This is a genomic window from Polycladidibacter stylochi, from assembly GCF_001562055.1.
Lineage (GTDB): Bacteria > Pseudomonadota > Alphaproteobacteria > Rhizobiales > Stappiaceae > Pseudovibrio > Pseudovibrio stylochi.
On the sequence record NZ_LLWE01000013.1, the window covers coordinates 1 to 22,095 of the forward strand.

At 47.4% G+C, this 22,095-nt stretch carries 22 protein-coding genes and 2 pseudogenes; 14 read left to right on the plus strand and 10 right to left on the minus strand.

Translation table 11 applies throughout. From position 1 onward, the window contains the following. Nucleotides 1-253 precede the first annotated feature (253 nt). On the plus strand, nt 254-1,132 hold the full coding sequence (locus tag AYK67_RS01860; protein ID WP_068081534.1) for a (2Fe-2S)-binding protein: 879 nt from the start codon (nt 254-256) through the stop codon (nt 1,130-1,132). Nucleotides 1,133-1,141: 9 nt separating this feature from the next. Here AYK67_RS01860 and AYK67_RS01865 read toward each other — a convergent pair whose 3' ends face one another. Next, nucleotides 1,142-1,411, minus strand: a complete 270-nt coding sequence (locus tag AYK67_RS01865; RefSeq protein ID WP_068081537.1) for a DUF2798 domain-containing protein — start codon at nt 1,409-1,411, stop codon at nt 1,142-1,144. Nucleotides 1,412-1,509: 98 nt separating this feature from the next. Between AYK67_RS01865 and AYK67_RS01870 the strand changes: the two genes are divergently transcribed. Continuing rightward, nucleotides 1,510-2,436, plus strand: a complete 927-nt coding sequence (locus AYK67_RS01870; RefSeq protein WP_068081540.1) for a LysR family transcriptional regulator — start codon at nt 1,510-1,512, stop codon at nt 2,434-2,436. 106 nt (nt 2,437-2,542) lie between these two features. Next, nucleotides 2,543-3,160 carry a TetR/AcrR family transcriptional regulator gene (locus tag AYK67_RS01875; RefSeq protein ID WP_068081543.1) on the plus strand — a complete coding sequence of 206 codons (618 nt, stop codon included), beginning with the start codon at nt 2,543-2,545 and terminating at the stop codon, nt 3,158-3,160. Between the two features lie 4 nt (nt 3,161-3,164). Here the strand turns inward: AYK67_RS01875 and AYK67_RS01880 are convergent, their stop codons facing one another. After that, entirely contained in the window at nt 3,165-4,628 is a 1,464-nt protein-coding gene (locus AYK67_RS01880) for a helicase HerA domain-containing protein (RefSeq protein WP_068081546.1), read from the minus strand. Nucleotides 4,629-5,387: 759 nt separating this feature from the next. On the opposite strand from AYK67_RS01880, the gene trhA reads away from it, so the two are divergent. From trhA to AYK67_RS16820, 5 genes and pseudogenes are all read left to right on the plus strand, one after another. Next, nucleotides 5,388-6,044 (plus strand): PAQR family membrane homeostasis protein TrhA, encoded by a 657-nt coding sequence (gene trhA, locus AYK67_RS01885; protein WP_068081549.1) that lies wholly within the window; start codon nt 5,388-5,390, stop codon nt 6,042-6,044. 189 nt (nt 6,045-6,233) lie between these two features. Then, nucleotides 6,234-7,304 (plus strand): dipeptidase, encoded by a 1,071-nt coding sequence (locus AYK67_RS01890; RefSeq protein ID WP_068081601.1) that lies wholly within the window; start codon nt 6,234-6,236, stop codon nt 7,302-7,304. Between the two features lie 70 nt (nt 7,305-7,374). Then, nucleotides 7,375-7,497: pseudogene (locus tag AYK67_RS17510) on the plus strand (IS6 family transposase); the annotation flags it as partial. A gap of 177 nt (nt 7,498-7,674) precedes the next feature. Further along, entirely contained in the window at nt 7,675-8,670 is a 996-nt protein-coding gene (locus AYK67_RS01895) for an alpha/beta hydrolase family protein (protein ID WP_082735586.1), read from the plus strand. A gap of 111 nt (nt 8,671-8,781) precedes the next feature. Next, nucleotides 8,782-9,024, plus strand: a pseudogene (locus AYK67_RS16820) (DDE-type integrase/transposase/recombinase); the annotation flags it as partial. 42 nt (nt 9,025-9,066) lie between these two features. Here the strand turns inward: AYK67_RS16820 and AYK67_RS01900 are convergent. Beyond that, nucleotides 9,067-9,552 (minus strand): hypothetical protein, encoded by a 486-nt coding sequence (locus AYK67_RS01900; protein WP_068081555.1) that lies wholly within the window; start codon nt 9,550-9,552, stop codon nt 9,067-9,069. Between the two features lie 232 nt (nt 9,553-9,784). Here AYK67_RS01900 and AYK67_RS17520 point away from each other — a divergent pair, with 232 nt between their 5' ends. The 6 genes from AYK67_RS17520 (at nt 9,785) to AYK67_RS01925 (ending at nt 13,052) form a co-directional block, all read left to right on the plus strand. Next, entirely contained in the window at nt 9,785-10,198 is a 414-nt protein-coding gene (locus AYK67_RS17520) for a transposase (RefSeq protein ID WP_244266861.1), read from the plus strand. After that, nucleotides 10,199-10,504: a transposase gene (locus AYK67_RS17525; RefSeq protein ID WP_274533519.1), complete on the plus strand. Its 306-nt coding sequence runs from the start codon at nt 10,199-10,201 to the stop codon at nt 10,502-10,504. 267 nt (nt 10,505-10,771) lie between these two features. Beyond that, nucleotides 10,772-11,134: a hypothetical protein gene (locus AYK67_RS01910; protein WP_068081558.1), complete on the plus strand. Its 363-nt coding sequence runs from the start codon at nt 10,772-10,774 to the stop codon at nt 11,132-11,134. Nucleotides 11,135-11,139: 5 nt separating this feature from the next. Next, a complete protein-coding gene (locus AYK67_RS01915; RefSeq protein WP_068081561.1) occupies nt 11,140-12,357 on the plus strand; it encodes a polymorphic toxin-type HINT domain-containing protein in 1,218 nt (405 codons plus the stop codon). Beyond that, nucleotides 12,354-12,752: a hypothetical protein gene (locus AYK67_RS01920; protein ID WP_068081564.1), complete on the plus strand. Its 399-nt coding sequence runs from the start codon at nt 12,354-12,356 to the stop codon at nt 12,750-12,752. Before AYK67_RS01915 ends, AYK67_RS01920 begins: the two co-directional genes overlap by 4 nt. Continuing rightward, nucleotides 12,753-13,052 (plus strand): hypothetical protein, encoded by a 300-nt coding sequence (locus tag AYK67_RS01925; protein WP_068081567.1) that lies wholly within the window; start codon nt 12,753-12,755, stop codon nt 13,050-13,052. A 187-nt stretch (nt 13,053-13,239) separates the two neighbouring features. On the opposite strand, the gene AYK67_RS01930 is transcribed toward AYK67_RS01925, so the two are convergent. From AYK67_RS01930 to AYK67_RS01960, 7 genes are all read right to left on the minus strand, one after another. Beyond that, a complete protein-coding gene (locus AYK67_RS01930) occupies nt 13,240-13,776 on the minus strand; it encodes a pyridoxamine 5'-phosphate oxidase family protein (protein ID WP_068081570.1) in 537 nt (178 codons plus the stop codon). A 295-nt stretch (nt 13,777-14,071) separates the two neighbouring features. Further along, a complete protein-coding gene (locus tag AYK67_RS01935; RefSeq protein WP_068081572.1) occupies nt 14,072-15,025 on the minus strand; it encodes a hypothetical protein in 954 nt (317 codons plus the stop codon). Between the two features lie 211 nt (nt 15,026-15,236). Next, entirely contained in the window at nt 15,237-16,211 is a 975-nt protein-coding gene (locus tag AYK67_RS01940; protein WP_068081575.1) for a hypothetical protein, read from the minus strand. Nucleotides 16,212-16,390: 179 nt separating this feature from the next. After that, nucleotides 16,391-18,007 carry an ABC transporter ATP-binding protein gene (locus tag AYK67_RS01945; RefSeq protein ID WP_068081578.1) on the minus strand — a complete coding sequence of 539 codons (1,617 nt, stop codon included), beginning with the start codon at nt 18,005-18,007 and terminating at the stop codon, nt 16,391-16,393. Nucleotides 18,008-18,016: 9 nt separating this feature from the next. Further along, on the minus strand, nt 18,017-19,150 hold the full coding sequence (locus tag AYK67_RS01950; RefSeq protein ID WP_068081581.1) for an ABC transporter permease subunit: 1,134 nt from the start codon (nt 19,148-19,150) through the stop codon (nt 18,017-18,019). 8 nt (nt 19,151-19,158) lie between these two features. Further along, nucleotides 19,159-20,082, minus strand: coding sequence for an oligopeptide ABC transporter permease OppB (oppB, locus tag AYK67_RS01955; protein ID WP_068081584.1), 924 nt, complete (start codon nt 20,080-20,082; stop codon nt 19,159-19,161). Between the two features lie 97 nt (nt 20,083-20,179). Beyond that, entirely contained in the window at nt 20,180-21,763 is a 1,584-nt protein-coding gene (locus AYK67_RS01960; protein WP_068081587.1) for a peptide ABC transporter substrate-binding protein, read from the minus strand. Nucleotides 21,764-22,095 lie beyond the last annotated feature (332 nt).

Genomic DNA, 22,095 nt, shown 5'->3' on the forward strand with positions numbered 1-22,095 from the left:
TCGATGCTTTCATATTCTGCTCCTTCCCAGCCAGGAAATTCGTCACAGAAAATTCTAACTCAAATCGAGGGACTTTTCAGGGAGCACATCATATGCTCCAAATTTTCTGTTTTGAGTGAATTTTTGTCGTTTTTTTGAATTCAATCAAACGGAGCGAGTTCTAGAGTTACTGCCTTACATGCAAATGATTTGCAAAACGACACCATTACATTTAAACATATGGCATTTAATAATGGTGTCTTGAGGTTTTTGCGTGACAGTTACTTTTAATGGGCAAATGCATAAATACCCTGCAGCGGCTGATTTCGCGTGCCTGCACAAGACACTTTTACAAAAATCATTGCCTCAGCAATTTTCAATCCTACTACAGTTTGCACCGCAGACCGCGCATAGCCTACTTGACACCAAGAGATTAAAGCGAGCGAAAAAGACAACTGAACTTTTTGGCTTTGATGAGCCAGCAGTAAAATTTAAAGGTATTTGTGAACAGTTAACCCTTTTTTTTGAAGAGGAAAAAGGCGCTCCAACAAAAAAAATTGCGAGTGCACTTGCCGTCAAACGGCTCTCTTCGCAACTATTAGCCCCTATTGTCACCAGTTATTTGGTTGAAGGCGTTGCACCTACTATTCACGATCTTTCCTTCAGAATATCTGATGAGCCTCCATTTGTTGAAGTTGATCTCTCAAATGCTCAAGAAAGCCCGGTAGTTACTCATTTACAAACTACGGCGTTCTCATCGCCCAGCCAGCATTTGCAGCTGACTGTAACAATAGAAAGCATTGTTGAGCTGTTATACACTCACTTAGGCAAGCGTCGTACTGCACCGGCCGTTTTCTACTCCAACATTGCGATTGCAATCCTTAACCCTTTGTTTTTTCTGCGTAGTCAGGGTATTGACCCGCAGCTTGTGGCTGGCCTTATGGAAAGATTACTCAAAGTTTTTTCCAAGGAAATTAAAAAGGGCATTGTTTGGCATGAACGCAATCTAGGCCACCTTGAAAAAGCGCCTATTCGCAAAGCTTGTTGCCTAAAATACACCTTACCAAGCAAGCCGCATTTGTGTACGACTTGCTCGCGCAGAGATGATGTGCCTTTTTTTGAACCAGTAGACCCAACAAAAGTTCATCAATAATAAAAGACATTATTGTGCTTTAGTAAACTCGACTTCTTCTTCAAAGGTGCGCACTAAAAATTTAGTAATAATGAAATTTACGCATGTAGCTACTACGAGTACAGTTGGTAAAGTAACGGGCAACATTATTTTTAATAGGGTTAGCCAAGCTGATAGAAAGTCGGCATCAGCGGGCAGCTTTTGGTAGGTGGAAATTGCTGGCATTCCTAAGAGCATGATTGTCATCATTCCTATAGCCATAAATTTGCCTTTAAAGTGATGGGGGAACTTATTTTTCATCCAAATCTCCAGTTTTACCTTTTTGAATTAACCTACGAAAAATTAAGGCTAATTCGCCACCGAGAAAAGTAACAATATTACAATCTAAGTTTGTAGAAATGAAAGCATCGCAAATAACTTGGTTCTATTGGTTTTGTCTGGCTGCTCAAAAGGGTAGCCTTGTGGGAGCCGCTCAAAGCGCCGGCGTCTCAGCAGCAACCATCAGCCGTTCCCTCCAGTCACTTGAGGAAGAGCTTGGCGTTAAGCTTGCTCACCGGAACGCCAAGCAATTCGATTTAACGACTGCAGGCCAGCAGTATTATCGATATTTAGCGCAGGATATGTTTTGTGTCGTTGATAAACTGCAGGAAGTTCATGAAACCAATCGTAATTGCGAGGGGGATATCTATGTTTCCTGCCCTGAGACAATTGCCAATAACATGCTGCATTACTGGTCTTTAGAGTTTATGGAGCAAAACCCTCTCGTAAACATCCATATAACTTTCTCAAGCCCGCTCCTTGACGAAGTTGGTAATCAGAATCTTGATTTAGCGATTTTGTTTCGAGAACCACAGCCAAGCCGTCTGATTCAAAAAAAGGTCTTGAGCTTTGAGATGGGGCTGTTTGCGGCCCCCAGCTATCTCAAAAAACATGGTGTACCTTTTACTATTTCTGAACTTGAGGAGCACCAGCTCATTAGCGGCTGTCAAAAGAATGAAATTGCTTACACCGCAGGTCACGAAAAGCAACGGTTCACGTATAAATCTCATTACTCAATTAATGGAATGACAGCAATTGTAGATGCCACAACACGCGGTGTAGGCATTTGTTGCTTGCCCGTAAAACTAATTAGCAAACAGCTTTCTCAAGGTGTCCTTGTCAGAATTCTTGAAGACGTTGTACTAGAAAGTACTAATATGTATTTTTTATATGATGACAGGTCAAAAATATCCGAGCGTGTACAAAGATTTATCAGTTTCTTACTTGAAAAACTCAAAAGGTCTGGCCTAATACTCGAGAGCGTCGGGACACCAAACGTGGAATAAACCATTTCGCAGTTGGGTGCCGTCTTCTAGCAGATAATTAGGGTTCAGATGGCCCTTTATCAGTGGTAGTTAATACTTGGTGCAAATAACGGTTTATGGATTAATAATGCCCAAAATTGTCAATAAACAAGAAATGCGAGAGAAGCTTTTGTATGCGGCGCTGGAGTGCTACTACGCAAAGGGTTATCGCAACACCACTATGAGTGATATAGCAAAAACAGCTGGTGTGGCCAAGGGGACAACATACCTGTACTTTGATAGTAAAGACCAATTAACAGAGTCACTTTTAGAAATGTTTCTATGCCGGTTTGAACAACAAACCAGCGTCATTCCAACGTGCCAAAGCCTTGAAGAGTTTATAGAAGTGCTCGGCAACATATTGCAAGTTGATGAAACACAAAAGAAATATACGCGTATTTTCTTTGATATTTATGGCCCCAGTTTTTCCGAGGCGGGTTTTACGAGGAGGCTCGAAAATCTATACAAAAAATTTGCCCAGCTTTTACACCGCCACCTGAAGCAATTACAGCTGAAGGAAGAGATATCGCCAGAGTTGGACACACAGGTTCTAAGTGAAGTAATTTCTTCTTTTCTGGATGGTATTGTGCTGCATCAGTGCTTATTCGACGGAAGAACAGCCAACGAGAAAACAATAAAAGAAACGACATTGCAATTGCTTGTCGGCGGGCTGCTAAAACCGAAATCAACGGTTTTGACAAATTAACACATTAGCTATTTGCAGTTTGGCAACCAAGGTCCGGTAATGTGACAATGCGATTGCCGCGCAAGTCTGAGGCACAAACAATAAAGCCTCTTTCCTCCATATGCGTGAGTAACCACCTTGCCCGACCCGGAGAGCGGGTGCCATAGGCCTTTGCAATATCCATATCATCCGGGCAGCACTCTTGCGCGAATGCAGCTTTCGCAAGAAGCAAATAAACCCCCCGCATATCCTCGGGAAGATGGTTGGCAATTGTTTGAGCTTGCTCCCATTTCGAGGTATCGACCTCTTTTTTATCTACCCCTGCCCGTGCAACAGCTAGAAGTTTGCGAAACTGGGCGAGATCTGGTGATGCAATCCTCTCGATACGGCAACGGACCTGAAAGTCTTGATAAAGCTGCGAGACAGGTAGGAAACCGGCTTCAGGTTCTTCCAGTATCTTTGAAAGAATGCCATTGATTTTTTCCTGTTTCTCTTCGTGATTAAACAGATCCTCCGGCTCGGAAACCTGCTCTTTTTCTTGTGTTTCCAACCGCTTGGCTGCAGTTTGCGAGAGCTGGGCAATAACTTCGGTTGCGGTTGGCGCCGTTACCTTGTTGTTTTTGAGTACCGGGTCATTTTCAGTAGGAGTAAAAATGAGTTCGGCTGCTGTTTCCAAAGGCTGTTCTGGTAACGGCATTAATTTGGGTGAGCCACCACGACCAGCTGTAACCACCTCACCAATTTTCACTCGTTCGGGATGACGACTCATGGCAGGACCGAGCGCAATAAATTGCCCGCGCTGCAGGTTACGAAACTGCTCTGCTTGACGGCGTTCCATTCCGAGCAAATCTGAGGCCCGCTGCATATCAATATCGAGGAACGTACGTCCCATTAAAAAGTTGGTCGCCTCGGCCGCAACGTTTTTGGCAAGCTTTGCAAGCCTTTGAGTGGCAATTATGCCTGCAAGTCCACGTTTACGACCACGACACATCAGGTTGGTCATGGCCATGAGTGAGACACGGCGCGCCTCTTCACCAAAATCACCCGAGGCTGCGGGCGCAAACATTTGTGCTTCATCAACAACCACCAGTACCGGATACCAGTAGTTCCTATCACTATCAAAAAGGCCATTGAGAAAAGCGGCAGCGGCTTTAAGCTGACGATCGGGCTCCAAGTGCTCCAAATTCAGTATAACTGAAATTCTGTGCTGCCGGACACGGGCGGCAACCATAGTCAGCTCGCGCTCATTCATTGTTGCTTCAACAACAACATGCCCGTAATGGTCTGCAAGTGTTACGAAATCTCCTTCCGGATCGATAACAACCTGTTGTACCCAAGGGGCGCTCTGTTCCATTAGACGGCGTAGCAAATGGGATTTCCCTGAGCCTGAATTTCCCTGTACTAACAATCGCGTAGCGAGAAGTTCTTCCAAATCGAGGGTGGCATTGAAACCATTCGTCTTGGTGCCCATATCGATACTGACCGTCATTCAATTCCTCTTGGCATAATAAACGTGATCAGCTTTGCAGCTAACCAGTTGATATATATAATAAACTGGAATGGATAGGATGGTGCAAACCGGCTACAAAAAAATAACCTATTATTACCGTCGGGCATTGATTTTAAGGCAATGCCTGTGGGGCGGAGCTTAGCGAAAGCACTTGAAAAAAGCAAAGTTTTTGAGCGGATTTATGACACTCCCCACTGATATTGTGTATGAAGCGCTTCGAGTGTGCAAATGTGCTCAAAATCGTACGAAGATCGTGCGAGAAGACTACGATAACTGCTGTATTATCTTAAAAGTGACGCCTGATGGCCTCACAGCGCTTAAACGCCGTTCAATTCTTTACACGATAATTTTATCAAAAACGATTAGCCAGTCTCACAGCTACGATCTATGCTGTAGCGCAGGTGGCACATTGTAGATATTGGAGTTGGCACGATTGTAAGTGGCACGATCATTTATATCTCAGCTATCTTCAACTTGGTATCCACCTCAATTGCTTTTATCGACACCGAAAACTTTACGGTGAATCATGAGTAACATTAGCTAGGTGACCTAGTTGTATTTGAAGCACTATTTTGCCAGGATTGCATCTACGCAAAATGATTGACACTTTACTATCATAATTGCGTGACAAATTCGGTGGCAAAGCTTCTAGTATTTTATGCCTGCTTTCACCTATGGCCTATATGTTAAGGCCAGTGTGTTGTTGTGTTTGGATTACTTGCGCGAAACGAGGTTAGAATGGTTCGATTAGAATCACGTAATGAAAAAATCGCTGATGGTGTTATTCACGTTGCAGGTATTGCTTTTGGTGCGGCAGCGACAACAGCACTGACTATTTTGCTGTGGGCCGCGGATGATCCGGCCCGTATGGTGAGTATATTTATTTATGCTGCATGTTTAATGACGATGCTTATCTGCTCGGCGCTATACAATTTGCTGGCCAAGGAAAACAAACTCGGCATTTTACGCCGTCTTGACCACTCCGCCATTTATTTGATGATTGCCGGTACTTATACCCCCTTGTGTCTTATGGTGTTGAAGGGTTGGGTGGGGATTACTATCCTCAGTGTTGTGTGGGTGACCGCCATTGCCGGTGCAGCGATTAAAATACTGCATTTAAACCAGCTGGAACGGTTTGCGGTGCCTATTTATCTTGCCTTGGGGTGGTCTGGATTTTTGGCCATCGTACCCATTTATAATGAAAGTTCGACCGCCGGATTTGTTTTCCTGATGTTGGGCGGACTGCTGTATTCGGTGGGCACCTTGTTTTATATTGCCAAAAAACTGCCATTTCAAAATGCCATTTGGCATGGTTTTGTATTGGCGGCCGCAGTTTGCCACTTTGTTACCATCGTAATTGATGTGGCTCTACCGGGTATGGCTAGCGCTCTTTAGCCCGCATTTACGCGTATTTCATTACTGGGTGGTTGCCCTGCCTTGACAGAATTGCTGCCTCTGGCAATAACTGCTTGAGAATTATTGGGTTATTCGCCCTCAATAGTGAGGTACGAATACACGCGTCTTATTTCGAGGGTGATTATGGACAGGGCCAACAAAGTTGCGAGATTTCCTTCAAGCAAAAAAATGCCGGAGAGTGCGCAAGGCACACCATTGGTATTTGATGGCCATAATGATGTTTTGCTCAAGCTTGTTTTGCAAAAAGCTGCCGGTAAGCCACGCAACTTTATGCAAGAAGTCAGCTATGATCACATAGACTTAGTGCGCGCCCAAAGGGGGGGCTTGGGCGGCGGTCTGTTCGCCTTGTTTGTGCCGCCACGCTATGAACTTGCGCCGGTTTTGGGACTGGAATCGCGCCATGTGGCCAAAGACGATTTTGGCGCCGTACCGCAAGGGGAAGCCCTGGCTTACACGATGGCGGCGATTGCAGAGATGGTGCGCATTGAGCGTAAATCTGGTGGCAAGGTGGTCATTTGTAAAAATAGCGCTGAAGTTTCAGAGAGTATGCGTGCTGGTAGCATGGCTGTGGTGCTGCATATGGAAGGTGCAGAAGCCATTGACCGTGATTTTAATAGTTTGGAAGTCCTCTACCAACTTGGTGTACGCTCTATTGGTCCTGTTTGGTCGCGCCCAACCATTTTTGCCTATGGTGTGCCGATGATTTACGGACGCACGCCTGATATTGGCCCCGGCCTAACCGATTTGGGTAAGGAGCTGGTACGCCAGTGTAACCACCTTGGCATTATGCTGGACATGGCGCATCTGAATGAAAAAGGCTTTTGGGATGTTGCCGCCATTAGCGACAAGCCGATTGTTGCCACGCACTCCAATGTATTTGCGATTTGCCCGCATGCCCGTAATTTAACCGATAAACAACTGGATGCCATTGCCGAAAGCAAGGGACTGGTGGGTATTAACTTTGCAACCTCGTTTTTAGCGGCAGATGGCAAGCCAAACCCTGACCTACCGCTTGAACAACTGATTAAACACACAGACTATTTGATTGAGAAGCTTGGTGAAGACGGCGTTGCCCTTGGCTCCGACTTTGATGGCTGCGGGGTGCCGAAGGCCATTGGTGATGCCAGCGGGCTGCCAAACCTGCTCAAAGCATTTGCAGGGGCCGGTTATGGAGCTGAACTTATCGAGAAGATTGCCCATAAAAACTGGCTGAGCGTAATGCAACGCTCGGGCATTTAAGGCAGGTTTAGCCCGTATTAAAAGAACCCGTGAGAGCAGCATGGCGTTGTCACGTAAACTTTGTGATGAGATAGCGACAGGCCTTCGCAATCTCTTCGTTCCTCCTCACAACCAACGTTCCGCAATCGACATTCACCTACATCGTCTAAGCGCCTTCGCCCAATGGAAAACCGCTGCCATGATTGATGCCTGAGGCATAAGGTGAAAAGCTTCTTCCGGCTCTTGGCCTTTACATTGAGGGCTTTTACAATCCCATTCGTCGACACTCTGCGTTGGGTTACATATCGCCAAGCGCGTTCGAGAGGCAGCATAGAAAAATTGAGACAAAGTCTCCCCATTTTTCTTAGGGCAGTCCAATTTGAGAGGCTACATGAGCAGGATACGATCCTATTTGCAATTGGGGGTCCGACCCAGTTCTCAAACGGTACCAATGGGCTCTTTCGTTTCTATTCTGCGACTGGGCCGCAGGAGAGTGGATATCCTCCCTGCGGTCTTTTTGCTTGCGTTTTCATATCTATGTCCGCCGTTGCTAGCTGCTGGCGGTAGTTCTCTGGAACGCACTGTTTCATTTATGGCAGATGACTTCAGGATCGTTGGTACGCTAACAGAGCCCAACTCGCCGGAGCCGTCTCCGATCGTAGTGATCCTACACGGCATGGGAGGAAATCGGCACGGTCCAACAATTCGCGGTACGAGCGTTCCACTCTTTCGTACCGTTGCTCGAAATTGGGCGGCCCGCGGCGTTGCTAGTCTCACCATTAGTACCGGAGGTCGTGGTGGGTCTGAAGGAGATTATGTCGATATGACTTTAGAACGACGTGTCAACGAGGCTCTTGCCGCAATAGATTGGATTGTTGCACAGCCAAAATTCGACAAAGAGAAAATTAGTATTCTTGGCCACAGCCAAGGTACTCTCGTCGCCGCTTCAGCGGCCCGAAGGTTAAAGGCGCAGGTCCCTGTGCAATCAGTCATATTGTGGGCACCGCAATCAAATGCCCTTGAAGTCTATAAGCGCAGTATGGGAATAAAAATTTACGAGAAAGGTCTACAATCTGAACAGAATGAAATCGTTTCTTGGTACGGTGTTGGCGGGCAGTTACGCAAATTCAAGCGGGCTTTCTTCACGGGATTGCGCGATTTCAATGCGGTAATGGATATTGGAGCTTTTGGTGGCCCCACGCTCATCGTCACTGGTTTGCGTGATCGTTGGTCCCCATCTTGGCGCGCCGCGGAATTCAAGGCTTCTGGTGATCAGTGTACTTTTCTGGAATTCGATGTTGGTCATCGAATGGGAGCTGGCATAGGGCCAACGGCGGTCGATCTGATGGCGCGCGAAACCCTTTCCTGGCTTTTGAACTTACCTTGAGCGAACTTCTAGGGGCGTTGTCAGGTAAACTTTGGCACCAGCCTGATGAGATAGCGATTGGCGTATGACGCCATCATCGATTAGCTACAAGCGCCAGTGTTTCCCGCCCGAGATCATTGCTCCCACAAAGGCCTCAACAATCGTGCTGAAAATTCCCATGTCCCATTGCGAAAACGGGAGCGGGCAATGCAGCGCTTCAAGTCACCCGGGCAATTACAAAGGTTCGTGACCATGTTTTCAGGCCTTCGCAATCTCTTCGTTCCTCCTCACAACCAACGCTGTGCAATCGACATTCACCTACATCGTCTAAGCGCCTTCGCCCAATGGAAAACCGCTGCCATGATTGATGCCTGAAGCATAAGGCCAACAGCTTCTTACGGCTCTTTCAAGTTAATGTTACGGCACCTTGTAAATGGTGCCACAGTTTCCTACGATGGCGTATAATGTTTGCTTTGATGCGACCTCATCTGATCCGCCACGGGTGAATCTCCCAAAATACGAAACTGATATTGTGGCTCTTTGACTGCCGAAGAGCCGGCCGGTTAAACTTGGAAATTCCCATCCTTCGTTTATGAAATCTTCCGGAGATTCAACAATATAGCAGCAATTAGGATTGTTTCTTTGAAAATTTATTATTCTATCTGAAATGAAACTCTCAAATGTATCACCGGATGAAAATTCTTGTCGAACGGTTCCGATGCCATCTTTGTATTCGTAAATATCTTCGTGAAATATGACCGTTGCCCCGTCTCGTATTGCAGAGAGGAACAATTCATCGACTGAAAGAAAGCGATATTGTGGAATGCAATAGCCTGCATAGTTTAATATGGGTGCTACTGAAAGAACACCTAAAATAAGACAGACGGTAATTAACTTAACCATCAATTTCTTACCCTCAAGAGGTGCGATTGAGACACCACTATTAAAATAATAATTACAAAATTAGAAGAATATCTCAAGAAGTACAATACAGAAATTTGTTGAAACGTGCCGGACACGCTGTTCACAAAAACAGTCGTATTCATTTTATATTCCCTGCACTTCCGAGGCGTTGTTGCATAAATCAGTTTTTGCGGTGTATGTAGGTAGCAGATTTTCCATCAAAGACATTTTTATGCCATTTAAATATCATGCCGAACGGCGTCACAAGTTTGATAATGTTAAATACAAGGTCACGAATTGGCCAGAGTATAACGAAAGTCTTCGCCGGCGTGGTGATGTCACGATTTGGATTGATGACAGCGCCTCCAGTACGTGGTGTGCCCCGCATAGCAAGCGCCGTGGTCGTCCTTTGAAGTTCTCTGACTTTGCGATTGAAATATGTTTGCAGATGAGAGTGGTATTCAGCCTTGCGCTACGCCAAAGCCAAGGGTTTGTGCGCTCCTTGTTCCGCCTGATGCAGCTGGATCTACCCGTCCCCGATTTTTCAACACTGTCGCGTCGGGTAGAAAATTTAAAGCTGCCAAAACAACGATCGCGATCCAAAGCTGAGCCAGCTGATCTGGTTGTCGACAGCACGGGTTTGTAGATTTTTGGTGCTGGTGAATGGCAGGAGACAAAGCACGGAACCCGCATAAAGCGCAGAAAATGGCGCAAACTGCATCTGGGTATGGACCTGAATACCGGCGACATCATCTGTTCTGATCTCACGGAAGAGAACGTTGCTGATCCCGCAGCCTTGCCAGATCTGTTGGATCAGGTTGAGGGGCCGCTTGCCAAATTTCATGGTGATGGCGCTTATGATTGCGAGCCCACAAGGCAGGAAATAGCTGACCGGTATGAGGAGGTCGAGATTGTCATTCCGCCACCCAAAACAGCCGTTCCCGACCCGTAGGCTGTAACTGACCCAACAGCACGGGACAAGGCCATTCTTGCCATTCAAGAAAACGGAAGAATGGCCTGGCAGAAGCAGACCGGCTATGGCCAAAGAGCGCGAGGGGAAACTCTCATGGGGCGCTACAAGCAGATGATCGGCAACTACCTCAGATCACGTAGTTTAGAAAATCAGAGAACAGAAGCAAAGATTGGCGTTACTGTTCTCAACAAAATGACAACCCTCGGACGCCCCACGTTCGAGCGAGTCAACGTGGCTTGAGTTTAAATGGGTAAGGGTTGTAAGCTCAACTTGCTTTATGCAACAACGCCTCCTGTAACAGGCACAGCTGAAGAAATATATCTAGCAGAGACACCAGAGGATTATGCATTAGTCATTGCTGGTCTTGAACCTCTCGGCCGCTTAGGTAAATATGGTGTAAAGGCACGACGCGTTGCTCGTAAAGGCTGTTCATTCAGTGGAGACACGCTCGTTTACACAGCGCAGGGATTAAAACCAATTAGTCTGTTAAAGACAGATATGTTAGTTTGGTCAAGTGTGGAACAATCAGAAAAAACAACGTTCTCAGCGGTTGAAATGGTTATTAAAACCAAAAATAAAATCGAAGTGTTGGATTTGGGGAGTTTTTAATCGTGATGTATAAATTCTCCTCCAAAGACGTGCAGCATATGAAAGCCAACCCGATGTCAAATAATCCACCAACTCAGCGTTGGGCTGCGGCCTTTCTCTTTGGTCTATTTGCATTTCTTGCCGCTTTGGTTCCCGCACAAGGAAAGAGTTTTGAAGTCTTCCGGCCAGCCCTCATAGCATGGACGAGCGTTGAGGCCCAAGACCTTGCTTCGCATGATCTGCTGATCAAAGATGGTCAGGTCTACCGCATTACCCATTCACCAGGTCAGGCCGATAAGGTGCAAGTTGAGCCACTAGGCTTTGCAACGCCTGCTCAGCTACACCGACATCTGCAAAACTACGATCCAGCTGATAACAGCCGGCCAGTTTCGCAAGATGATCTTGTTTATGCCAAGTGGCAGGGCACTGAGCTTTGGACTTTCCAACCGCTGGCGCGACTGCAAGATGGCGCAGTGTTCCATCACAATGGCCGGGAATTTATCAGCAAAACTAGTGCAAATGGCCAACAGCAAATCAAATCAACCGGCAATGTTCTCAGCAAGGTTAATGGTGTTTGGTCAGAGCATCACGACAACCAGATCCACCTGACACTGTTCTACCCGCAAGAACAGCAGACCTCCAAGATCATCACCACCCATGAGCACCCGTTTTTTGTACCTCCAAACCAAGAGGGGTCCCAAACAGCGGGACAAGGCAAGTGGGTACCGGCGGCAGAGCTCAAAGTCGGAATGGATTTGCAAACCTGTAGCGGGACGCCCGTGCAGGTGCAACAGTGGGACCTGATTGAGAAGCCATTCACCGCGTGGAACATCGAGGTTGCCCACTCACACACGTATTACGTAACCGACCCGATCAATCCAAATGCACCACCAGTACTCGTGCATAATGATTGTTTCCCTAAAGTTGATTTTAACATCAACCGATTGCCAAATGATCGCCAAGTAGCGGTTAATGACACTCTTTCTCATATTAACGGTGGAACAGTTCCAACTGGCTCAACAGGAAAACGTTGGGGAATTGTGTTTAGGAATAGGGAAGGTAATTTACCTAGTAAGACTTCAGCGGGTGAAGCGATTACATATCGTGAATACAGGGTTTCACCTCAAGCAGATCAGACCGGGGCAAGCACAGAGCGAATAGTCGTGGGTAGTGATAGTCGACGTTATTTTACAGGCACACACTACGGGAGTAATCTTGGAAAGCCATTTGTGAGGATCAAATGATCCAGTTCATTGAAGCTGCGCAGTGGAAAGCCCATTCGGCTACTGTTGGAAAAAAATATGTTGTTGATCTCAGGGGCTCTCAAAGCAAACAGGAGATTCTGAGGTCCATGGGCAAAATCCTCAAAGGTAAGGATAGCCCTCTCATAAACGGAAATAGCCTTGATGCATTAAACGATGTTATGAGCGATTGGTTCTGCGAAAATTGGGGCAAAGAAAAACAAATTTACATTATAGGATGGGAAGTCGTGGGAGAAATACACAGCGAGCTTCCCGTGATTTTGGCTGATATAGTGAACTCAGCTTTCCTCGGGGCTGTTTACGATAAGTGCTTGAGGGGGGATTCCTCTAGTGTTCCAGATGAAATCAATAATTTTAGTGTGTTCCTAGTCAATTAGATGCAAGACTCTGCAACCGAAAAAATTCGAAACGTTATTTCTCGTCCGGGAATGTTCCTGCTAGAAGATGATTTAAGTTATGCTGTAGCATTTTTGAGCGGTCTCGATTACTCGTCAGATACTAAACCCCTCAACGGATTTCATGACTGGATTGTCGATAAATATTTTAATGAGCCCCAAGCTCAAGCTTGGGAACATCTCATAAAAAAGATACCACAATGTGCGAAAAATAATCCTAAGAGTGACGTTCAAGCATTTTTAATGATAGTCGACGAATACCTGAACACTATTGAAGTATAGAAGGTGTTGACACGTTAACTTGAAAGAGCCGGAAGAAGCTTCTTTTCACCTTATGCCTCAGGCATCAATCATGGAAATAATACACAACTTCACCAAATTACATTTATCAATGCGCAATGTATAATTGAAATAGTTCAAGTGTAAAAGAGAGGAGACAAACTAAAATACATTTCAATGAATATCTCTATCAAGTACAGAGCATCTTTGGAATTCTGGCGCGGCAATTGCCATATACTTGTTCCGGTATTACCTCGACAATTGCCTGCGCGTTTGGCCACATGGCCTTTTCGAGCTCTTCCACATCGCGTATGGATGCCGTGCCATTGAGGCGTATACGGGTTTGTTTCGTAAAATCTATAAAAATCATACCAATATGCGGGTTGCTGGCGATATTACCCAAACTGTTGTAAAGCCCGTTGCCGCTATAATCGGGGAAGACAAGCTTGGTGCTGGAGAGCACCTTACAAGCCAGCCCGGGCGTGCCATCAGGTCCCACTTCACTGCCACGAAAACTGGCATCACAATGTCCTTGCGCACTGGCGGTCGCAATAAAGAAAAAAGGCTGCGCTTCGATAAAGCTGGCATGGGATTGGGAAATCTCCTGCCGCATCATTTTGGCGAGACGCTCCTCATCCCACTGGATTGTTCCGGGGTAGCGTTTTCTCAACGCAATCTCACCGGCATGTCCCATATTGTTGTCGGGAACAAGATCATCGCTCTGCATTATACGGCCTCTATCGTGTAAATTCGTCTCATCAGCATAGGGGCGAACCGTTAGCACAAATACAATAGGGGCATTAAAGCAGCTTGCTATTTCATAGAAGCGATCAAACTGCTTGAACCTATTATTTGACGCGTATACTTACCCGAAAACCGGTAGGAACTTTTCGGCAATACACTCTCAAATATGAACCGAGCAGGCAACGTTTGCCATTGTCTGCTCTTGTTGCAATAGTCTTTTTCGCACTTAGCCACTCCATAGTTTGTGATATGCTTTGTGCGCTTTTGTATTAAATGGCCTATTTAAACAGGTTGGGTATTATGGGTGCGAAAAACAGCCGGAAATTCGCTTGGCGACGTACATTTTCAGGACCTGTAAGGTAGTATTGCGCCTCAGCCCCCCAGCGTACCGGCACTTTGCCAAGCCTAAACATACCAATTGTGCCAAGGCCAACAGGCAGTGAAACTTTATCAGAAAAACCGCCATCCGCATTCCAGTTAATGCTGATATTGGGTGTCATTCCAATCATCTGGGTCGCGTTTAACTTGTAGTTTATGAAATACTGAATGTCGGCATGGTTGGCGAAGCTTCTTCCCTCCGGCCCGGCGACCGACCACCATTGCTGTGGCAAAACGCCAATATTCCAGCTTTCGATGTCGGTAAAATCTCCATGACTGTTACCAAGACGGGCGATAAGTGCTGCCGGGCCAATTTGGTATTTGCCCTGACCGAGCAGATCGTCCGTTGCGGTTGGGAATATTTGCGAAATACCTCCTGCATATATCCAGCCGTCCTCGGTGTTGGGGCCTGCAAGTGTGAGCAATACCGTGTCGCCAAGACCGCTATTGCGGCCAAAGGGGCTGCTTGCAATGCCTGCCAAAGCAGGGTCGGTGAATATTTGCTCAAGCGAGCTGCTTACAAGATTGCCGACATCGGAATCTAACGGAAGAGAATTGAAGGCAAATACAGGGCGGACAACGAAGTTCCAACTATCTTCCAGAAAAGGTATGGAGATAACCGGTTGGAATTTGAAGTTGTTCCATATTTGCGTATCCTCAACCAAATCTCCATCCAGAATGGTGGCGTCATTTTGAAACACCATCAGCCAGATATCCGATATTGGGTTGTTGGATTTTTTGGCTGCCTTTTCTAATGATATGTTTTGCTCTTCTTGAGCCAAGTCTTGCCCCATGGCTGCCATCGAGAATAGCGACAGGATAAACCCGACGATAATTGCCTTTAAATAACTCATGCTGATCGGCCCCATTTCGCATGTTTTAATCTGATAAAGCGCAACCGGTTCAAGACAATAAATTTGCCTTTTGTTATGCCCGTGGCTGCCTAAACATTAACTAATATTAGGAATCGGGTTCTGTGTACCCTATGATTAGAATTATATAATTATTACAATATCTTATTTCAATATTTTGGGAGCAATTCACGGGCCAAGGGTTTGCATTTTGCTAGTTATTCGCTGCCAATGCCCCTTTGTAGGTGAGCAAATTAGGCAAGAAGACGGCCCCAAAAAGTTTTATATTGGTTTGGCGACGTACCCGCTCTGGACCTGTTAAATAGTATTGCCCCTGTATGCCCCATTTGAAAGGTATTTTGCCCAAGCGAACCACATTGGAAACACCAATACCAATAGGTAATGCCACTTTATCCGCAAAGCCGCCATCAGCTGTCCAGTCAATGGTAATTTCCGGAGAGGCGCCAATAGTCCAAGTCGGGGTGGCCTTATAGCTGATAAAATACTGTATATCGCTGTGGTTGGTAAACTTGCGCCCATCCGGGCCGGCTACCGACCACCAGTGCTGCGGAAAAAGACCTATCACCCAACTGTCAATATCAAAGGGATCACCATGGCCGCTGCCTATACGGGCTATCATTCCTGCGGGACCAATTTGGTATTTCCCCTGCCCTAGCAATTCATCGTTCGCCGTCGGGAATATTTGCGTAATGCCTGCAGCCATCATGAAGCCGCTATCGCGGCGCGGCGCAAACATGGTAAGCAGCGCCATATCACCAAAACCTCGATGACGGCCAAACGGGCTTGCAAGTACCGCCCCCAAATCACCTTGACCTATGAACTGGTTGGGCGCAACGTTGACAAACTCTTTCACTTCCTTATCGAAGGGCAGCGAAAGAAAGCTGAAATTGGTACGGGTTACCAGTGTGTAATCTCCCGACAAGAGCGGGAAAGTGATGACCGGTTGCAGCTTAGTAGAGCTGACGACCTGGGTACCGCGAATAAAATCGCCTTTTAAAAACGATGTATTATTGGATGTAAGGACCAGCCAGATATCCGAGACCGGATTATTGGACTTTTGGGCGATCTCGTCCAGCTGCTTATCCGCTTTTGCGGGCACCCCATAGGCTACAACTGTTAAAGCCAAAACAAATGGCATTAAAAACCTAAAAGAATACAGCATTTTCATGAAGCTTTGCCCCTAACAACCTGCATAAATATTGATAGGGCATTGGGCGGCGGGGTAAATCCACCCTGTTATAATGGCAAGGACTGCTCAACCTGATTTATTGGGGTGCGTTGCTTCCCATAAAAAACCCGGCACTTGGCCGGGTTTTCTGTCTTGTAAACTTTAAATTCTGGCCGTTATCAGATGAACTCTTCCAGCTTCAAAGCGGCTGCATTGATCAGCTCCTTGGTGTAGTCTTGCTGCGGATTATCAAAGATATCCGAGACCGACCCTTGCTCGACCACTTCGCCTTTTTGCATCACCATCACTGTATCCGACATGGCGCGAACCACTGCCAGATCGTGGGAGATGAACAAATAAGTGAGACCGTGCTCTGTTTGCAAGTTACGCAACAACTCAACCACCTGCTTTTGGATGGTTCTATCCAGTGCAGAGGTTGGCTCGTCGAGCACCACCAGTTTCGGTTTCAGCACCATGGTACGCGCGATGGCGATACGCTGGCGCTGCCCCCCTGAGAACTCGTGGGGGTAACGGTTGCGCATGGCCGGGTCCATGGAAACCTCTTGCAAGGCTTCGATGGCGCGTTGGTCGCGTTGCTGTGCGCTCAGGTGCGGCTCGTGAACCAACAGACCTTCGGTGATCACCTGTCCCACGGTCATACGCGGGCTGAGCGAGCCAAAGGGGTCTTGGAAAATGAGCTGCATTTGCTTGCGCAGCGGGCGCATGGCCTTACGGCCCGCGCCGGAGATGTCCTTGCCGCAATACACCACCCGACCTTCGGAGGGGAGCAACTGCAACAGGGCGCGACCCAGTGTGGATTTACCGGAACCGGATTCACCCACAATACCAAGTGTCTGGCCTTCACGTACATTCAGCGAGATGTCGTTGACTGCGCGTAAAACGTGGTTGGGCTTCATGAAACCGCCTTCGGTTTCAAACTCGACGCGAACCTTGTCACCGGAGAGAACCACCGGATTATCGGCGGGCACATCGTCCTTACGACCTGTTGGCTCGGCATCGAGCAGCATGCGGGTGTAGCTGTGGTTGGGCTTTTCAAAGATTTCTTTGGTTTGCCCTTCCTCAACCACTTCGCCTTCTTTCATCACATAGACGCGATCGGAAATACGCTCGACGATACCCAGATCGTGGGTGATGAAGACCACGGCCATGCCAAGACGCTGTTGCAGCTCGGCCATCAGCTCGAGAATTTGTGCCTGTGTGGTCACATCCAGCGCTGTGGTTGGCTCATCTGCGATGAGAATGTCAGGGTCGTTGGCCAATGCCATGGCGATCATGACACGTTGACGCTGACCGCCGGACATTTCGTAGGGGAATGCTTTTACCTTGCGGGCAGGTTCGGGGATGCCCACCAGGTCAAGCAGTTCTACCGCACGCTTTTTGGCGGTGGCCCATGTGTAGTTGCCATGCTGGACCATCGGTTCGCACAATTGGCGCTCGATGGTGTAGAGCGGATCAAGCGAGGTCATGGGCTCTTGGAAAATCATAGTGATTTTGGCACCACGAATTTTGTTTATTTTGCGCGGCGGCAGGCCGAGTATATCGCTGCCCTTGTAGCGCACGTGACCGGTGGTGATACCGTTTGAAGCCAGAAGCCCCATCGCGGCCATCATGGTCTGGCTTTTGCCGGAACCGGATTCGCCCACAATAGCAACGGTTTCACCCTTATCCACGTGGATGTTGACACCTTTTACCGCGTTAACCGTACCGGTATTGGTTGCAAAATCCACTTTCAGGCCAGAAATTTCTAAAACCGTGTTTTCGTTAAGTTTTGTCATTTTGGCCCCCTAGCGATCTTTTGGATCGAGCGCATCGCGCAGACCATCACCGATAAAGTTCAGTGCGAACAGGGTGGAGGTCAGGAAGATACTCGGGAAGATTAGCAGCCAAGATGCCCCTTCCAAATTACGTGCCCCTTCGGAGATCAATACGCCCCAGCTGGTCATGGGTTCTTGAACACCAAGACCCAGGAAGGAAAGGAAGCTTTCCAGCAGGATAACCTTTGGCACCAGCAGGGTCATGTAAACCACGACGGGACCCAAGGTGTTGGGGATGATGTGGCGTTTGAGAATGCCGCGATCGGTTATGCCCATGGCCTCGGCCGCCTGCACATATTCCTGACGCTTGATGGACAGGGTTTGACCGCGGACAATACGGGCCATGTCGAGCCATTCCACCGCACCCACTGCTATAAACATGAGAACGAAGTTACGGCCAAAGAACACCACCAGCATGATAACGAAGAAGATGAACGGCAGCGAATAGAGAATATCCACCACGCGCATCATAACCAAGTCAACGCGGCCACCAAGGTAGCCAGAGGTTGCGCCATAGATGACACCAATGGAAATGGCGACAATGGTTGCCAGCAAACCAATAGTGAGCGACACGCGCCCGGCAATCAGCGTACGGGAGAGCAAGTCGCGGCCATTGGCGTCGGTGCCAAAGTAGAAGTGCATATAATTGATGCGGCTAACAATCGTGGCGCTTTTGCCACCGTCAGTCAGACCCTGCACCATGGTATCGGCGAACAAATCGGAGCGGTCGAAGTGGCGCTTGGCATTGCGCTCCTTGATTTTTCGCTTGGAAGTTACCTGTGCCTCAACAAAGCCATCCTCACGCATTTTATAGCTCTCAATGCTCAGGCGAGCGCGCTTGGCGATTTTGTTGAATGCAGGCTCAACCTGATCTTGGCGCGGGTAAGCCTCTAATGATGCCGGTACTTTGGTGTAGTCGCGGTAAACGGTATCGTATTGATGAGGCAAGAACATCGGGCCGAAAATCGACAGTACTGCAATGACAGCCAACACGATAATGGAGGTTACCGCTGCCTTGTTGGCAAGCAAGCGGTCGCGGGCATCATCCCAAAGGGAGCGGCCCAACTTTGCCGGTGTGGCGGTATCTAGGGAGGTATCGCTCATGTTCAACCTCAATCAAAACGTACACGCGGATCAAGCAAAGCGTAAACCAGATCCACTATGATATTGAAAATAATCACGAAGCAAGCCACAACAACTACGGTACCCATGACAAGGGTGTAGTCGCGGTTGAGCGCGCCCTGAACGAAATAGCGGCCAATACCGGGGATACCGAAGATCGTTTCGATGACCACGGAACCGGTGAGCAGTGCTGCAGCTGCAGGGCCTAAATAAGACACAACAGGCAAAATTGCACCACGCAGTGCATGAACGACGATAATGGTATAGCCGGACAGGCCATAGGCACGGGCTGTGCGCACATGGTTTGAGCGCAGGGCCTCGATCATCGAGCCACGGGTCAGGCGGGCAACAACGGCCACTTGCGGCAGTGCCAAGGTGATTACAGGCAAGACAGCATTGACAAATTTACCGCCTTCCCAGCCGCCAACCGGCAGCCAGCCCAGCCAAACCCCAAAGACGAGTGTCAGACACGGCGCGACAACGAAGTTGGGAATTGTTACACCCAGTGTTGCGGCGGCCATTACCGAATAATCGACGCTATGGTTTTGACGCAGTGCAGCTGTAATGCCCAATATACCCCCAACGATTAGGGCAAGGGTCAGCGCCGTTAAGCCAAGTTGCATGGATATGGGAAGCGACTTTGCAAAGAGCTCGTTAATAGAAAAATCACGAAAGAAAAAGCTCGGCCCGAAATCTCCGTGTAACACGCTCTTGAGGTAGAGAAGATATTGTTCGGGTAGTGATTTATCGAGGTTATAAATCTTGTTCAGATTTTCCATAACCTTTGCTTCCAACGGCCGTTCCAGATCGAAAGGCCCACCCGGCGCAACACGGATGAGGAAGAAAGAAATGGTAATAATCAGGAACAAGGTCGGAATTGCGCTTAGCAATCTGCCCGTAACGTAACGCAACATGGCCCTGTTTCTCCAGTTCTTGGTTTTTTTCGTTTGCTTTAATCAAAAGCAGCCGGAATCCCCTTTCCGGCTGCTTTTTTGGTGAGTAAAGCGGCGATTATCTGTCTATCGAGATATAACGGCTCAAATGCACATCAAGCAGGTTATCTTTAAAGCCATGGACTTTGTTCGAGACGAGATTCTTTGAACTATAGTATAACAAAGAAATGTTTGGCACATCATTTAAGTACATTTCTTCTGCTTGCTTTAGTAGTTTCGCACGTTCTTTAAGATCTACTGTTTTGGCAGCTTTGGCCATAACAGCATCAAACGCAGGATTATTGTATTTTGCATAATTCAGGCCCTTATTATCTGAAAGGCCTAGGAATAAAAAGTTTTGCGGATCGGAATAGTCGCCGATCCAACCGGCACGTGCCACATCAAAATCACCACCATCACGCAGGTTTGCGTAGTGGGTTTTTGCGTCTGTGTTTAACAAGGTTGCTTCCACACCAATGTTTTTCCACATGTCAGCGATGGCCACGGCTGTATTCTTGTGGTTTTCCGAAGTGTTGTAGCGAATTTCAATTTTGAGTGGGTGCGCTGGTGTATAACCTTTGCTCTCAAGAATTTCGCGTGCTTTATCTTCACGGTCCAGAATATCCATATCGGCCCATGATGTACGTGCCGGACTATCGTAATTGGCGATACCGGGAGGTACAAAAGAGTAGGCTGCAACCATGGTGCCGCCCCAGATATCTTCTGCCAGATAATCACGATCAATCGCCATACTTAGTGCACGGCGTACATCGGCATCGGCCAGTTTTTCCTTCTGGGTATTTATAGCGTAATAATAAGTGCCCAAATAGGGTGCCACATGGAACTGGTCTTTAAACGTTTCTTTTAAGTAGTCGATTTGCTCTAGCGGAACATCATTATTGGTATCCAGCTCACCCGCTTCAAAACGGCGCATCGCCGCGCTGCGGTCTTCGGTAGGGTAATACTTAACCGCATCGATTCGAACCGTGTCGGCATCGTGGAAGTATGGATTTTTTACCGCTGTAATGGCATCGTTTGGCACAAAGCTTTTAAGAGTGAATGCACCATTGGTGACAATGTGCTCTGGACGGACGAAGTCGGAGCCATATTTTTTCACTGTAGCCGGGTAAACCGGCAGTGCGCTTTGGTGGGCCAGCAAACCAATGAAATAAGGCGTTGGTGCATTGAGCGTGATTTGCAATGTCTTATCGTCAATTGCTTTAACGCCAATTTCTTTTACATCCATTTTGCCCGTGGCTGCGGCCTCGGCATTTTTGATGGGATAGAGAACCGTTGCGTATTTCGCGCCTGTTTCAGGTGTCAAAATACGGCGGAAAGAGAAAACGAAGTCTCCTGCAACAACCGGCTCGCCATTGGACCACTTGGCATCATCGCGGAAATGAAACGTGTAAACCAAACCATCCTTTGATAACTCATAGGATTTGGCAACGCCCGGTACCAACTTGCCATCGGCTGAGTAAGTCACCAGCCCCTCATAAAGATCGCGTAGAATGACGCTTTCATAAGTGGTGGAGGTTTTGTGTTGGTCTAGGGTTTCCGGGTCTGCCGAATTGCCGCGATTGTATGTTGTCGCATTGGCTTGACCTAGTGATGTTGCTGCAAGCAACAATGTTGCAATCGCAGTTGTGCGTAAGGAGTTCATTTAAAAATCCTCTTTATTGTTTTTAGGCCCTTGCTTAGGCCGCACAGCTCAGGGTTTCATTATTTTTCAATGAATACAAGTTAACAATTACATGTTAATTCACCGACCCCATCTGAATAGCTTCTACCTTTATTTTGCGCAAACAGGAAGAAATCATCTATCCAGCGGATTATTACGCAATTTCATTCCCCTATTAACTGAAGAATGTGCGCATTTATAGCGCCGCCAAGAAAGCACCTCAAGGGAAATATTAATGAATATATTTTTCTGAATACGTTTACACAGCCTAAATTTTTAAAAAAATAGGCGCTGGCCAGATATTGGCCAGCGCC